13 protein-coding genes are annotated in these 13,904 nt (G+C 63.2%); 6 read left to right on the forward strand and 7 right to left on the reverse strand.

What is annotated here, in order from left to right:
• Positions 1-72 precede the first annotated feature (72 nt).
• The gene (locus NKJ84_RS00080; protein ID WP_352504871.1) at positions 73-285 is read left to right on the forward strand and encodes a DUF1674 domain-containing protein; all 213 of its coding nucleotides are present in this window, start codon (positions 73-75) and stop codon (positions 283-285) included.
• 18 nt (positions 286-303) lie between these two features.
• On the opposite strand, the gene NKJ84_RS00085 is transcribed toward NKJ84_RS00080, so the two are convergent.
• Positions 304-975, reverse strand: coding sequence for an HAD-IA family hydrolase (locus NKJ84_RS00085; protein WP_352504872.1), 672 nt, complete (start codon positions 973-975; stop codon positions 304-306).
• 179 nt (positions 976-1,154) lie between these two features.
• On the opposite strand from NKJ84_RS00085, the gene NKJ84_RS00090 reads away from it, so the two are divergent.
• From NKJ84_RS00090 to NKJ84_RS00100, 3 genes are all read left to right on the forward strand, one after another.
• Entirely contained in the window at positions 1,155-2,024 is an 870-nt protein-coding gene (locus NKJ84_RS00090) for a transglutaminase-like domain-containing protein (protein ID WP_352504873.1), read from the forward strand.
• A gap of 328 nt (positions 2,025-2,352) precedes the next feature.
• Positions 2,353-3,714, forward strand: a complete 1,362-nt coding sequence (locus tag NKJ84_RS00095; RefSeq protein WP_352479566.1) for a pilus assembly protein TadG-related protein — start codon at positions 2,353-2,355, stop codon at positions 3,712-3,714.
• Between the two features lie 387 nt (positions 3,715-4,101).
• Entirely contained in the window at positions 4,102-5,370 is a 1,269-nt protein-coding gene (locus tag NKJ84_RS00100; protein ID WP_352504874.1) for a class I SAM-dependent methyltransferase, read from the forward strand.
• Here NKJ84_RS00100 and NKJ84_RS00105 read toward each other — a convergent pair whose 3' ends face one another.
• Together NKJ84_RS00105 and acs are read right to left on the reverse strand one after the other, a co-directional pair.
• Positions 5,371-6,114: an MOSC domain-containing protein gene (locus tag NKJ84_RS00105; RefSeq protein ID WP_352504875.1), complete on the reverse strand. Its 744-nt coding sequence runs from the start codon at positions 6,112-6,114 to the stop codon at positions 5,371-5,373.
• Entirely contained in the window at positions 6,114-8,069 is a 1,956-nt protein-coding gene (gene acs / locus NKJ84_RS00110) for an acetate--CoA ligase (protein WP_352504876.1), read from the reverse strand. The genes NKJ84_RS00105 and acs overlap by 1 nt, the downstream gene beginning before the upstream one ends.
• A gap of 305 nt (positions 8,070-8,374) precedes the next feature.
• Here acs and NKJ84_RS00115 point away from each other — a divergent pair, with 305 nt between their 5' ends.
• Positions 8,375-8,647: an usg protein gene (locus NKJ84_RS00115; protein ID WP_254820441.1), complete on the forward strand. Its 273-nt coding sequence runs from the start codon at positions 8,375-8,377 to the stop codon at positions 8,645-8,647.
• A 41-nt stretch (positions 8,648-8,688) separates the two neighbouring features.
• Here the strand turns inward: NKJ84_RS00115 and NKJ84_RS00120 are convergent, their stop codons facing one another.
• Positions 8,689-9,723, reverse strand: coding sequence for an aldo/keto reductase (locus NKJ84_RS00120; protein ID WP_352504877.1), 1,035 nt, complete (start codon positions 9,721-9,723; stop codon positions 8,689-8,691).
• A 56-nt stretch (positions 9,724-9,779) separates the two neighbouring features.
• Entirely contained in the window at positions 9,780-10,961 is a 1,182-nt protein-coding gene (locus tag NKJ84_RS00125; RefSeq protein WP_352504878.1) for an MFS transporter, read from the reverse strand.
• Positions 10,962-11,099: 138 nt separating this feature from the next.
• On the opposite strand from NKJ84_RS00125, the gene NKJ84_RS00130 reads away from it, so the two are divergent.
• A complete protein-coding gene (locus tag NKJ84_RS00130) occupies positions 11,100-12,008 on the forward strand; it encodes a LysR family transcriptional regulator (RefSeq protein WP_352504879.1) in 909 nt (302 codons plus the stop codon).
• A gap of 65 nt (positions 12,009-12,073) precedes the next feature.
• Here the strand turns inward: NKJ84_RS00130 and NKJ84_RS00135 are convergent, their stop codons facing one another.
• Together NKJ84_RS00135 and NKJ84_RS00140 are read right to left on the reverse strand one after the other, a co-directional pair.
• Positions 12,074-13,120 carry an aldo/keto reductase gene (locus tag NKJ84_RS00135; RefSeq protein WP_352504880.1) on the reverse strand — a complete coding sequence of 349 codons (1,047 nt, stop codon included), beginning with the start codon at positions 13,118-13,120 and terminating at the stop codon, positions 12,074-12,076.
• Positions 13,121-13,229: 109 nt separating this feature from the next.
• A complete protein-coding gene (locus NKJ84_RS00140; RefSeq protein ID WP_352504881.1) occupies positions 13,230-13,892 on the reverse strand; it encodes a YggS family pyridoxal phosphate-dependent enzyme in 663 nt (220 codons plus the stop codon).
• Positions 13,893-13,904 lie beyond the last annotated feature (12 nt).

The following is a 13,904-nucleotide window of genomic DNA, read 5'->3' on the forward strand; positions in this document are numbered from 1 at the left end:
CCATCGCTATATGATGGGAAACAGCGGTTCTCGTTTCAATCGGGGGCCCGTTTCAATCTACCGGAAGATCGCATGATCGACGAATCCAACAAAACACAGGCTCACCACGCGCCGCAAAAGGCGCTGACGCCGGCAGCCCGGCGCGCTTTGGCGGAGGCCGAGGCCCGGCGGCAAAAATATCGCGAGACGGAAGCCACGCTGCCGAGGGAGATCGGCGGGCGCGGCGGCAAGGAGCCTGGCCGCTACGGCGACTGGGAGATCAAGGGCCTGACCAGCGACTTTTAGCCCAGGCAGGGCGCCAAACTACGCAGGCTGCGCCGTCCGCTCCGCTTCGATGGCAATCCAGCCGCTGGCATCGACGGCGATGCCGATCGCGTCATAGCCGGCGATAGCGGCATGCGGCGTCTGCAAAGGATGCCGGTGCGTGGCGCTGATCACCACGATTGCGGCGCCCGCGGCTTCGGCTGCCGCTATGCCGGCCGGCGCGTCCTCGAAGACAAGGCAGTCGCGCACATCGACGCCGAGCCGTTCGGCCGCCAGCCGGAAGCAGTCGGGCGCCGGCTTGCCGCGGGCCACGTCCTCCGCCGCAACGATCAAGGCGGGAGCCGGAATGCCGGCGGCCTGCAGGCGCAGCAGGGCGAGTTCGCGCGGCGCGGAGGTGGCGATCGCCCAACTCCCAGGCGGCAGCGATGCGAGGAACGCCGCGGCGCCGGCGATCGGGCGAATGCCCTCGACATCGGCTGCCTCGGCCTGCAAAAGCGCATCGGCTTCGCGGGCAGGATCGACGCCTGGCAGCGCCAGCCGGCCGATGGTCTCGATCGCCCGCACGCCGTGGATGGTCGGCAGGAATGCGGCGACGTCAAGACCTTGCCGACGCGCCCAAGCTGCCCAGACCCTTTCCGCCGCGGCAATCGAATTGAGAATCGTGCCGTCCATATCGAACAGGAAGGCCGCAAATTTTCTGCCTGCAAACATCGGTTTTCCCGGGTCATCCTGGAGGGATTATTTTCGAAGGACGCGTGTCGATCGACCGTAACGTTGCCGCGTCCGTATGGGAAGCCGCGAGGCGTCGTTTTCGACGTTCGCAAGGAACCGCCGCGCACTCTCCTGCGTTGACCAGCACTATCTTCCATGACGATCGTAGGGGGACGGCGATGCTGATCAGGCTCGGCTATGAAATTGGCATTGAATGCGCTGCAGCCACGCCGATTGTTTCGCTGCTCGAGATCCACAGGGATCGCCAGGTCGACATCAAGCGGCAGACGCGCGTGCTGACCTCGCCGTCGGTCCCGACCAGGGTCTACCACGATCTTTTCGGCAATAGCTGCCGCCGCTTCACGGCGCCGGCCGGAAGCTTTCGCATCCTCTATGACGCGGTGGTCGAGGACAGCGGTGAGGCGGACGAAGTCAACACGCTGGCCAGGGAAGTTCCGGTCGCCGAATTGCCGGACGAGGTGCTCGGCTATCTGCTCGGCAGCCGTTACTGCGAGACCGACCATCTCGGCGACCTGGCCTGGCAACTGTTCGGCCAGCTTCCGCCGGGCTGGGCGCGGGTGCAGGCGATCGTCGACTATGTCCACAACCGCCTGTCCTTCGGCTACGGTTATGCGCGCTCGACCCGCACGGCGGCGCAGGCGCATGAGGAACGCGTCGGCGTCTGCCGCGACTTTGCCCATCTGGCGATCACGCTCTGCCGCTGCATGAATATCCCGGCCCGCTACGTGAACGGCTATCTCGGCGATATCGGCGTGCCCGCGGATCCGGCGCCGATGGACTTCTCGGCCTGGATGGAAGTGTTCCTCGACGGCAAGTGGTACACGTTCGATCCCCGCCACAACGTGCCGAGAATCGGCCGTGTCGTCATTGCGCGTGGCCGCGACGCCACCGATGTGCCGCTGTTGCACAGTTTCGGCCCGCACCGGCTCAGCCTGTTCAAGGTCTGGACCTACGAGCAGGAAGGCAACCTGTTCAGGCCGCCCTATCGCGGCCTCGACAGGACCGTCACCGCACGGGTGCTGGCCTAATCCTCCCGGAGACATCCACAGCCGTGTTTCCACGTCCCGCCATCGCGGTCGTGCTGATCCGGTTCGAGACATCTCTTCTGTACCGGATCGGGACGCAGTCCGGCCGTTCCGAATTGCGAGCCGGATCGTGGTAAGCGCTTTGTGAACAAAGCTGCGCCGACGCGGCTTTCGTTTACCGGCTGTTTACCTTGTCGCCGCTCGAAACCGTTTGGAAACAATGCCCTGAGCGGGGGGCGCTCGCTTTCCCGCGCCCGGCGGCGCGATCCGGCCGGATTCCTGCAATGCGCGTTCGGACAGCTGCAGGCTGTAGCGAATGGAGGCGGAAGGAATGCGGCGTTTCGGGGGTCTTGTTCAGGCGATCGGCGGGTTTGCCGGGGATCGCAGCGGAAATTTCGCGGTGCTGTTTGGTATAATCGGCTCAGTACTGGCGCTGAGCGTCGGCTTTGCCGTCAACGTCTCCCAACTCTACAATGTGAAATCGAGCCTGCAAGGCGTCGTCGATGCTGCGGTCACCTCGACGGCCCGCGACCTGACGACCAGCGTCATCAGCGAGGCTGACGCCAGCAAATCGGTGCAGGCCTTTCTCGATGCCAACAGCACGGCGGGTATCCTGCAGGACAATCAGATCGTTCTCGACAAACTGACTGTCGACCGAATCGCCAAGACCGTTCAGGCGGACGTTCATGTCAATGTCAGCTATTATTTCCCGCTTTTCAGCACGGGTAGCATGCAGCGCGTTCCCGCATCGACGACGGCTCTCTATTCGGACAAGCAGATCGAAGTCGCGATGATGCTCGATGTTACCGGCTCGATGGCAGGCCAGAAAATCATCGATCTGCGGACGGCTGCGGCGAATGCTGTCGACAGCTTCCTGGGCGGTCAGGACCCGTCCAAACCGCGCGTGCGGGTTGCCATCGTGCCTTATGCCAATTCGGTGAATGCCGGTACACTTGCCACCAGCAGCGTCTATGTGGAAACCACCGCCAGCCAACGCAAACAGGCGCCGGCCAATGACGCCGTGCAGTATGTCTCGGGCTTCATCCGTCCCGATAATTGCGCCACAGAACGCAAGGGGACCTACCAGTATTCGGACGCAGGCCCCGACGCCAGCATGGTCAACCGCGACTACCTGCTGTCGTCCTTCGCCTGGCAAACCGGCACCGCCGCCTGCCCGGCCGCCACGCTGATGCCGCTGACGGCCGATGCGACGGCGCTCAAGACGGTCATCAAGAATTTCGTCGCCTCCGGCGGCACTGCCGGCCATATCGGCGTGCAGTGGACCTGGTACATGCTCTCGGAGAGCTGGGGGAGCATAATGAGGACTTCGCAGCGGCCGGCCAAGATGGATCCAAAAAAGGTCGCCAAAATCGCGATCCTGATGACCGACGGCGAATTCAACCTGTCCTACTTCGATGCGAGCACGGTGAGCGACGTTTACAATGACGCCGGCAAGGAGCCGACCCGCACGGCAGCCAAGAAACTTTGCGCTGCCATGCGCGACAAGGGCATCGAGATCTTCACTATTGGATTTGACCTAAACGAAACGAATGCCAAGGCGACGCTCCAGGATTGCGCGAGCCCGGACACCACCAAGATCAAGCACTTCTACCAAGCTGCCAATGGAACCGAACTCAACCAGGCTTTCCAGGACATAGCGCGCAACGTCGAGATGTTGAGCGTAACCAAATAAGGGACAACAGCCCAAAAAGGAAAAGGCCGCCGCTTCTTGCGAAGTCGGCGGCCTTCCGTGTTTCCGTCCATGGCGCGGCTCCTGGCTGCGACGGTTGGTCGCCAGCCGCGCATCTCGCGCCTTAACGGGAAGACTGCTTCCCGAAAGTGCGATCCGCTGAGGCCACGTTCTGGAAAACGAAATCACTCGACATCGGATCACCTCCTTTCGATTTGTTGAACACTTGCTCATGATGGGGTGTCATCCGGCAAATGGCAAGGCGGGGCACTCGAAAATCCTGAACAAGCGTGCTTGTGCACTCGGGCGGCTTGCGGCCGGCCGATCCGGCAGGCAAGATCGAGCCGCGATTGTTCCGGGCCGCTTTTTGCCGGGTAAGGGAGGATGGGGATGGAGGCAGCCGAAAGAGCGGCCCGGATTGTTCGGACGGTCATCGAAACGCTGAAACCGGGTTTCGCGGTGAGGCTGTGGACAGGCGAGCGGATCGGCCCGGCTACCGGCCCGGTGCTCACTATCAACGACCAGGACATCGTCTGGCAGATCGTACGTCGGCCCTCTTTATCGACGCTGATCGAGATGTGGATTGCCAAGGCGGTCGACGTCGAAGACGGATCGCTGTTTGATTTCTACGCCTTGCCCACGCACGGCAAGCTCAGGACGAAGCTCAAGACGTTGCCGAAGCTGGCGATCCTGCGCGACCTGCCGGCGGTGCTGTTTTCGCGAAAACAGATGACGGCGCGAACCGATCTTTCCGGCCGCAATCCTTTCGTCAGCGGTTCGAGCCGGGAGGCAATCCAGCATCACTACGATATTTCCAACGCATTCTACCGGCTCTTCCTCGACGAGCGCATGGTCTATAGCTGCGGCTATTTCAAGGATTTCGCCAACGATATCGATCAGGCCCAAAGAGACAAGCTCGACCATATCTGCCGCAAGCTTCGGCTGAAGCCCGGCGAAAAACTGCTCGACATCGGCTGCGGCTGGGGAGCGATGCTCATCCATGCGGTGAAGAATTATGGCGTCGTCGGCCACGGTGTTTCGCTGTCGGAGGCACAGACCGAGCTCGCCCGCGAACGCATCCGCGCCGCGGGGCTGGAGGACCGCATCACCATCGAGATCAAGTCCTATGCCGAGCTGTCCGGCTCCTTCGACAAGATCTCGTCGATCGGCATGTTCGAGCATCTGGGGCTTGCCAACCATGCGGCCTATTTCTCGAGGATCCATCGCCTGCTCAAGCCCGGCGGCATCTATCTGCACCACGCCATCACCCGGCGCGACAAGGGCAGCTTGAAGAAGACGCTGCGAAAGGGGCCGGAATTCAAGGCGCTGATCAAATACATTTTTCCGGGCGGCGAACTCGATACGATCGGCATGACGCTCGGCAATCTCGAGGCGCACGGCTTCCTCGTCTACGACGTCGAAAACTTGCGCGAGCACTATGCGCGCACCTGCAGGCTATGGGCAGAGCGTCTCCACGCACGTTTTGACGAAGCCATCGCTGAGGTCGGCGAAGCCAAGGCGCGGCTCTGGCTGCTTTATCTCACCGGCTGCTCGATTACTTTCGAACGTGCATCGGCGCAGGTTTTCCAGACCGTCGCCACAAGGCGCGCGCGTGGGCCGAGCGGCCTGCCGCCGACGCGGGCGGATTTGTACCGATAGCTACAGGAGGCGCATCGTGGCGCCGATCTCGACGCGGGCCGGTCGATCGACGGTGCAGTAGACGCCGAGATTATGGGCGTTGTGGCGGACCAGGCTGCGCAGGATTGCCGGGTCGTGGTCCAACCCGTCCTGGCCAATGATGGTGAAGCCGCAGCGGCGGCACGGCTCGGAGATGGTCAGGAGCAGGTCGCCGATTGCCAGCTTGCGCCCGATCCATTCCGTCTCGGGGAACGACCCCTCGACCTCCGGCATATCGACGACGATGTTGGGGCGGAAGCGGCGCGCGTCGGCGGTGCCCTCTGGATGCAGCACTTTCAAACGCGCCAGTGAGGCGGTGGTCAGCAGATGAATAGGGGCTTTGACATAGCGTTCCGTCAGCAGAGGGCCGGCGTAATCCGGAGCCGCATTTTCCCGGCGGAACGGCCGGATGGAAGCCGCAAAGCCGAGATACGCGGAAACCGCGCGATCACTTTGCGCGCCAGGTGCCGAAAGCCAGCGTCCGTCGGGGATGGCGACCTCCAGCCTGCCGGCCTGCGACAGCCGGGTGCGGATGCGGGGCACCTTGTGCCATTTCGCTTCGCGGTCGGGCCGTGCGATTTCATCGGTCGAGGTATCGACAAGACCAAACAGGCGGTCGCCTTCGACGGTATACCAGTCGACGGAGATCGCCTCCTGAAACTCGCCGGCGAGCGAGCTCGCGGGATAGCGCCAAAGCTCGGTGACGGCGCCCAATGCGGGTTGCATCAGCCCTTCTTGTTTTGCCGGTTGGCGATCAGGTCGTCGACGACTGCCGGATCGGCGAGCGTCGAGGTGTCGCCGAGCGCGGCAAAATCATCCTCGGCGATCTTGCGCAGGATGCGCCGCATGATCTTGCCGGAACGGGTCTTCGGCAGGCCGGGCGCGAACTGGATCTTGTCGGGCGAAGCGATGGCGCCGATCTCCTTGCGGACATGGACGACGAGCTCCTGGCGCAATTCCTCGCTTGGCGTCTCGCCGGCCATCAGCGTGACATAGCAGTAGATGCCCTGGCCCTTGATATCGTGCGGGTAGCCGACGACGGCGGCCTCCGAGACCTTCTCATGCGAAACCAGCGCCGATTCGACCTCGGCGGTGCCCATGCGGTGGCCGGAGACGTTGATGACGTCGTCGACCCGGCCGGTGATCCAGTAGTAGCCGTCAGCATCGCGGCGGCAGCCGTCGCCGGTGAAGTACCTGCCCTTGTAAGTCGAGAAATAGGTCTGCACGAAGCGGTCGTGATCGCCATAGACGGTGCGCATCTGGCCCGGCCATGAGTCGGCAATGCAAAGATTGCCGCTGGCTTCGCCTTCCAGTACCTTGCCGTCGGCGTCGACCAGCTGCGGCTTGACGCCAAAGAAGGGCCGCGTCGCCGAACCCGCCTTGAGGTGGGTGGCGCCCGGAACCGGCGTGATCATGATGCCGCCGGTCTCGGTCTGCCACCAGGTGTCGACGATCGGCACCTTGCCGTTGCCGACGACGTTGAAATACCACTCCCAGGCTTCCGGATTGATCGGCTCGCCGACGGTGCCCAGCACGCGCAGCGACTTGCGCGACGTTTTGGTGACATGGGCATCGCCGGCGCCCATCAGCGCACGCAACGCCGTCGGCGCCGTGTAGAAGATGTTGACCTTGTGCTTGTCGATCACGTCCCAGAAGCGCGACTGCGACGGGTAGTTCGGCACGCCTTCGAACATCAGCGTGGTGGCGCCGTTGGCGAGCGGCCCGTAGACGATATAGCTGTGACCGGTGACCCAGCCGACATCTGCGGTGCACCAGTAGATGTCGCCGTCATGATAGTCGAATACATATTGGTGGGTCATCGAGACATAGACGAGATAGCCGGCGGTGGTGTGCAGCACGCCCTTCGGCTTGCCGGTCGAGCCGGATGTGTAGAGGATGAACAGCGGGTCCTCGGCATTCATCTTCTCGGGCTTGCATTCGGCCTTAACCGTGGCGACCTCGTCATGGTACCAGACGTCGCGCCCGGCGGCCCAGCCGGTCTTGCCGCCGGTGCGGCGCACGACCAAGACCTTTTCGACTTTCGTTCCGGCCTTGGCGGCGATCTCGATCGCCTTGTCGGTGTTGTCCTTCAGCGGGATAGTCTTGCCGCCGCGCAGGCCTTCGTCGGCGGTAATGACGAAGGTCGACTTGCAGTCGTCGATGCGTCCGGCCAGCGCGTCCGGCGAAAAGCCGCCGAAGACGACCGAATGAATGGCGCCGATGCGCGTGCAGGCGAGCATCGCATAAGCGGCCTCCGGGATCATCGGCATGTAGATGGTGACGCGGTCGCCCTTCTTGACGCCGTGCTTCTTCATCACATTGGCGAGGCGGCAGACATGTGCGTGAAGTTCGTTATAGGTGATCTTCCTGTCGTCGTAGGGGTTGTCGCCTTCCCAGATGATGGCGGTCTGTTCGCCGCGCTTCTTCAGATGCCGGTCGATGCAGTTCCAGGAAACGTTTGTCTGGCCATCCTCGAACCATTTGATCGAAACCTTGCCGTCGAAGGACGTGTTCTTGACCTTGCTGTAGGGCTTGAACCAGTCGATGCGCTTGCCGTGCGTGCCCCAGAACTTGTCCGGGTTCTTGACGCTGTCGGCGTACCATTTCAGGTAGGTGTCATTGTCAATCAGCGCGTTCTTCTTCCACGCCGGCTGGACGCGATGGACATGAACATCGGACATTTCTTCGCCTTCCTCCCCAAAACCAAACCGCCGGCTTGACCGCCGGCAGGATCGCAGCGATGCGGCCGCGAATTCGCGCGCATTATTAACAGTTCGGCGGTGACGGCAACATTAGACGTTGGATTCGCGCGGCGGGATGCCGCAGGTGCCTTGCCGGGTGGTGTCAGCACTCTCGTGAGGCGGCTGCTAAGCGCATGTTTTTGCGGGAGGAATCTGGTTTGATCGCAGAAATATCAATAGACGAATAAGCAAATGGGGTGCACAATTTCAGGCTGGGAGGAAGGAGAATCAACCAGGGGACCGCAATGCGCGACCATTCAGAAATGGACCTGATGCTCAAGGGCTATGGCTTGACCACGGCCAAGATTCTTTATCACTTTCCCGATCATCCGCATCTGCTGCAGAGCTTCATCTGGCAGGATTACGACATCGCCCCGAAATTTCCGGTGCTGATCCGCTTCATCGAATTCTGGAAGGCCGAGCTCGAAGGCCCGCTGCATTCGGTGAGCTACACGCACCAGAAGCTGATCGCGCCGAACGAATGGCGCAAGGTCGACGGCGAGTTCGTGCTGCATTAGCCGGGGCGGCAGCCCGGGAGCCGCCGCCAGCTTTTGGAGCGTCAGACTGCGGGCGCGTTCAGCCGGGCAAACCCCTCCTGCCGGCGATAGGGAAAATACGGGTAGGGTGCGGTGACCTCACTTGCCGTGTCGAGCTTCTTCATCTGCTCGGCTGTCAAGGACCAGCCGACGGCGCCGAGATTCTGGCGCAACTGCTCCTCGTTGCGCGCGCCAATGATGACGGAGGCGACGGTCGGCCGCTGCAGCAGCCAATTAATGGCGATCTGCGGTATGGTCTTGCCGGTTTCCTCGGCGACAACATCAAGCGCGTCGACGACCCGATAGAGATGCTCATCCTCGACGGGCGGTCCGAAGCTTGCCGTGTCGTGCAGCCGGCTTTTCTCAGGCAGCTTCTGGCCACGGCGGATCTTGCCGGTCAGGCGGCCCCAGCCGAGTGGGCTCCACACCAGCGCACCGACACCCTGGTCGAGGCCGAGCGGCATCAACTCCCATTCATAATCGCGTCCGACCAGCGAGTAGTAGACCTGATGGGCGACGTATCGGGGATAGCCATATCTATCCGCCAGGCCGAGCGACTTCATCACTTGCCAGCCGGAAAAATTGGAGACGCCGACATAACGCAGCTTGCCGGCGCGCACGAGACCGTCCAGCGTCGACAGCACCTCCTCGATCGGTGTTGCGGCATCAAAGGCGTGCAGTTGCAGCAGGTCGATGTAATCGGTTCCAATACGCTTCAGCGCGTCTTCGACGGCCTTGATCAGGCGTGAACGTGACGAGCCGGCATCGTTGGGACCGTCGCCCATCGGCAGCGAGGTCTTGGTCGAGATCAGCACGGCGTCGCGGCGGCCCCTGATGGCAGCGCCGAGCACTTGTTCGGAAGCGCCAATCGAATAGACATCGGCGGTGTCGAACAGGTTGACGCCGGCCTCTAGGCAGATGTCGACCAGCCGCCGTGCTTCCGTCGCATCGCTGTTGCCCCAGGCGCCGAACAGCGGGCCTGAGCCGCCGAAGGTTCCAGCGCCGAACGAGAGTGCCGGGACCTTCAGGCCTGATGCGCCAAGATTTCGATAATCCATGGGTTTGCTCCTTGTGGAAGGATGGCTGTTTCAAGGATTGGTTGAGGTTTGCCGTTCTATGACGGCGCGATTTCCGGTGTGGAGAGGGCAGGGTCTCGGTCGAGGCGCAGAGCAAACGCCGCCACGGCAAGCGCTGAAAGCGGCAACAGGGCCGCGACCCAGGTGACGGCGCCGAGGCCGGGACCGTGCGCGATGACCACGCCGCCGAGCCAGGCGCCGGCCGCGTTGCCGAGGTTGAAGGCGGCGATGTTGAAGGACGAGGCGAGGCTCTGGCCGGCGCCTTGTGCCTTTTCCAGCACCCACATCTGCAGTGGCGCCACGGTGGCGAAGGCGGCGGCGCCGAGCAGGCCGACATAGATAACGGCCATGACCTGGCTGTGCAGGGCGAACGTCATGGTGCCGAGCACCAGCGCCAGGACGACGAGACTGCCGAGAACGGAAGGTAGCAGCCGGCGGTCGGCGAACTTGCCGCCGGCGATTTTGCCGGCGATGAGGCCGCCGCCGAAGACCAGCAGGATAGGCGACACCGCTGCTTCCTCAAAACCGGTGATCTCGGTCAGCAACGGAGCGATGTAGGTAAAGACGGCAAAGACGCCGGCATAGCCAAGCACGGTGGTGGCAAAGCCAAGCAGGACGGGCGTGCGGCCGAGCACGGCGAGATCGGCACGCAAATTGCTCTTCTCAGGTTCTGTTCGGCTGCGCGGCACCACCAAGAGAATGATGGCGGAGGCGGCGATGCCGACCAGGGTCACCGCCCAGAACGTCGCGCGCCAGCCGAAGGCCTGGCCGAGCCAAGTGCCGAAAGGCACGCCGAGGATGTTGGCGATGGTCAGGCCGGTGAACATCAGGGCGATCGCCGAAGCTTTCTTGTTGGGCGCCACCAGCCCGGTCGCCACGACCGAGCCAACGCCGAAGAAGGTGCCGTGGGCGAAGGCGGTCAGCACGCGCGCACCCATCAGCGTCCAGTAGTCTGGGGCAAGCGCACAGGCGAGGTTGCCCAGCGTGAAGATCGCCATCAGCGACAGAAGCACGGTCTTGCGCGGCCAACGGCCGGTTGCGATCGTCAGCAGCGGCGCGCCGATGACAACGCCGAGCGCATAGCCGGAAATAAGCTGGCCGGCAGCTGAGATCGAGACGTCGAGATCGGTGCTGACGTCGAGCAGCAGGCCCATGATGACGAATTCGGTGACGCCGATGCCGAACGCACCGGCGGCAAGAGCGTAAAGAGCAAGGGGCATGGCGGTTCCCACTTCGATGACGACCAGTTTTGACGACGGGCGCCGTGTTCCTCCCACGCCCCAATTCGGAAGATCGTGTCGCGATGTGCTGTGAACCAGCCTTGCATCGGGCACATCGTCTGTGAAATAGATTCACCAATGACCAGACCCGACATCAACCGCTCCGGCGAGATCGAAGTGTTCGTCCGCGTGGTCGAGGCGGGCAGCTTTTCGGCCGCTGCCCGTGCGTTGCGGATGACCCCGTCGGCGGTGAGCAAGCTGATCGCGCGGCTGGAGGCACGGCTCGGCGCGCGGCTGGTCAGCCGTTCGACGCGCAGGCTGCAACTGACGCCGGAGGGGGCGGCCTTTTTCGACAGCGGCGTGCGTATCCTGGCCGACATGGCAGCGGCCGAGCGCGAGGCGGCGGCGGGTGCCGCGCCGCGTGGCCGGCTGCGGATCAACAGCTACGTGCCTTTCGGGCAGCATCGGCTGATCCCGCTTTTGCCGCGTTTTCTGGAGCGCTACCCCGAAATCTCGGTCGATCTGGTGTTGACCGACGATGTCATCGACCTGATGGAGGAGCGTGCTGACGTCGCCATCCGGGCCGGGCCGCTCGGCGAATCACGGCTGGTGGCGCGCAAGCTCGGACAGAGCCGGGTGGTCGTCGTTGCGGCGCCATCGTATCTCGAAGCGCGTGGCACGCCCGTGACGCCCGCCGATCTCGATCGTCACAACCGGATGGGCTTCCGTTTCGTACGCCACCTCGAGGGCTGGCCTTTTATCGATGCGGTCGGCAAGCCGATCAGCCTGTCGATCGCCGGAAATACGCTGGTCAGCGACGGCGAGGCGATGCGGCTGATGGCGCTGTCGGGGGCGGGCATCGCCCGGCTGGCAAGCTGGCATGTGGAGGCCGACATTGCCGCCGGCCGGCTCCTGCCGCTGCTGGAAGAGTTCAACCCCGGCGACGAGGAACTTACCCACGCCGTCTATGTCGGCCATGGCAAGCATCTGCCGGCGCGGGTGCGGGCCTTTTTGGACTTTTTGGTCGAGACTGTCCGGCTGAACTGAGCCCAAAACGATCGGGAGCCTGCCGGCTCCCGAAGCAACGAAGGTAAGAAGGTAAGATTGAGTTACTATTTCGGCGCAAAGGGCGCCGGCCGCCGGCCGGCCGCCTGACGCTCCAGCATCCAGCCCGGATATTCGGCGGGCAGGGCACTGGCTTCGTCGAGGCGAACAAGATCATCGGCATCGAGCTGCAACTCGGTGGCTGCAAGGTTCTGTTCCAGCTGCTCCGTGCGGCTGGCGCCGATGATGACGCTCATCACGAATGGCTTGGCCAGAACATAGCCGAGCGCCACCGTAGCGACGCTGACGCCGTGCTTGGCGGCGATCTCGCGCATGACGGCGACTGCTGCCCAGGCACGGTCCTCATTGACCGGCGGGAAATTGAAGCTGGCGCGGCGGCCCTCGCCATTGCCGGGGGCGCCCGGTCCGTATTTGCCGGAGAGCAGGCCGCCAGCCATCGGCGACCAGACCATCAGCCCGAGCTTCTCCTCGTTGAGCAGCGGCACGATCTCGCGCTCGAGATCGCGGCCGGCGATCGAATAATACGACTGCACGGTCTCGAAGCGGGCAAAGCCTTTGCGCTCGGCAATACCCAGCGCCTTGGCTATGCGCCAGGCCTGCCAGTTCGAGACGCCGACATAGCGGACCTTGCCGGCGGCAACCAGGTCGTCGAGCGCCCGCAGCGTTTCGTCGATCGGCGTCACCGTGTCGGTGCCGTGCAGCTGGTAGAGATCGATATGATCCAGCTGCAGCCGTTCGAGGCTGCCTTCGACCGAATCCATGATGTGGCCGCGCGAGGAACCACGCTGGTTCGGGCCTCCACCCATGGCGCCATGAACCTTGGTGGCGATGATCACGTCCTGCCGGTTGACGCCAAGGTTCCTGAGCGACTGGCCGAGAAGCCGTTCCGAGGCGCCAAAGGAATAGACATCCGCCGTGTCGAAGAAATTGACGCCGGCGGCGAGCGAGCGGGCAACGATCTGGTCAACGCCCTTCTGGTCGAGGCTGGCGATCAGGCCCCATTGGGCGTTCTCGCCGGCCGCGCCGAACGTCATCGTGCCGAGGCAAAGTTCGGAGACGAACATCCCCGTATTTCCAAGTTGATTGTAACGCATGGTGGCTCCAGACGGGTTGAGAATAACTCGACCCATATAGGAACGAAACGTTCCGTTTCTATATGCTGGCTTAGTCAATGTTAGCCTGTGGCCTAAGGCCGGCTGCGCCTCATCTGGCGCCGAAAATCGCCGATCCAACCCTGACACTAGTCGCGCCGAAGGCGATCGCGGTTTCGTAGTCGCCGGACATGCCCATGGAGAACTTGTCGACGCCGGCCTCAAGCCCAAGCTTTTCCAGCAGCGCGAAATGCGGACCGGGGTTCTCGCCGGCCGGCGGAATGCACATCAGCCCTTCGATGGCGAGGCCGTGAACCGAGCGGCAGCGGGCCACGAAGGCGACAGCCTCGCGCGGCTCGATGCCGGCCTTTTGCGGCTCGGAGCCGGTGTTGACCTGGACATACAGCCTTGGTGACCGGCCTTGCCTGGCGATCTCCTTGGCGAGTTCGGCGGCGATCTTTTCACGGTCGACGGTTTCGATGACGTCGAACAATGCCACCGCTTCCTTCGCCTTGTTCGATTGCAGCGGACCGATCAGATGCAGCTCGACGTCGGGAAACGCCGTCCGCAGTGCCGGCCATTTGGCTTGTGCTTCCTGGACCCGGTTTTCGCCGAAGACGCGCTGGCCGGCCTCGATAACGGGGCGGATATCGGCGGCGTCGAAGGTTTTCGAGACCGCGACCAGCGCCACCGCTCCGGCGTCGCGTCCTGCCTCGCGCTCGGCGGCAGCGATCCTTGCCTTGACCGTGAAAAGCTGTTCGACGGCGCTCGCCATGCCTATATCCTG

Source organism: Mesorhizobium sp. M0048, assembly GCF_040323405.1.
In the GTDB taxonomy this organism is placed as follows: Bacteria; Pseudomonadota; Alphaproteobacteria; order Rhizobiales; family Rhizobiaceae; genus Mesorhizobium.

Excerpts from the sequence above, each read along its gene's own strand:
- NKJ84_RS00125 (WP_352504878.1), bottom strand. The coding sequence starts at position 10,961 with ATGCCCCTTGCTCTTTACGCTCTTGCCGCCGGTGCGTTCGGCATCGGC.
- NKJ84_RS00135 (WP_352504880.1), bottom strand. The coding sequence starts at position 13,120 with ATGCGTTACAATCAACTTGGAAATACGGGGATGTTCGTCTCCGAACTT.
- NKJ84_RS00090 (WP_352504873.1), top strand. The coding sequence starts at position 1,155 with ATGCTGATCAGGCTCGGCTATGAAATTGGCATTGAATGCGCTGCAGCC.
- NKJ84_RS00140 (WP_352504881.1), bottom strand. The coding sequence starts at position 13,892 with ATGGCGAGCGCCGTCGAACAGCTTTTCACGGTCAAGGCAAGGATCGCT.
- NKJ84_RS00085 (WP_352504872.1), bottom strand. The coding sequence starts at position 975 with ATGTTTGCAGGCAGAAAATTTGCGGCCTTCCTGTTCGATATGGACGGC.
- NKJ84_RS00120 (WP_352504877.1), bottom strand. The coding sequence starts at position 9,723 with ATGGATTATCGAAATCTTGGCGCATCAGGCCTGAAGGTCCCGGCACTC.
- NKJ84_RS00105 (WP_352504875.1), bottom strand. The coding sequence starts at position 6,114 with ATGCAACCCGCATTGGGCGCCGTCACCGAGCTTTGGCGCTATCCCGCG.
- acs (WP_352504876.1), bottom strand. The coding sequence starts at position 8,069 with ATGTCCGATGTTCATGTCCATCGCGTCCAGCCGGCGTGGAAGAAGAAC.
- NKJ84_RS00080 (WP_352504871.1), top strand. The coding sequence starts at position 73 with ATGATCGACGAATCCAACAAAACACAGGCTCACCACGCGCCGCAAAAG.
- NKJ84_RS00115 (WP_254820441.1), top strand. The coding sequence starts at position 8,375 with ATGCGCGACCATTCAGAAATGGACCTGATGCTCAAGGGCTATGGCTTG.
- NKJ84_RS00095 (WP_352479566.1), top strand. The coding sequence starts at position 2,353 with ATGCGGCGTTTCGGGGGTCTTGTTCAGGCGATCGGCGGGTTTGCCGGG.
- NKJ84_RS00100 (WP_352504874.1), top strand. The coding sequence starts at position 4,102 with ATGGAGGCAGCCGAAAGAGCGGCCCGGATTGTTCGGACGGTCATCGAA.
- NKJ84_RS00130 (WP_352504879.1), top strand. The coding sequence starts at position 11,100 with ATGACCAGACCCGACATCAACCGCTCCGGCGAGATCGAAGTGTTCGTC.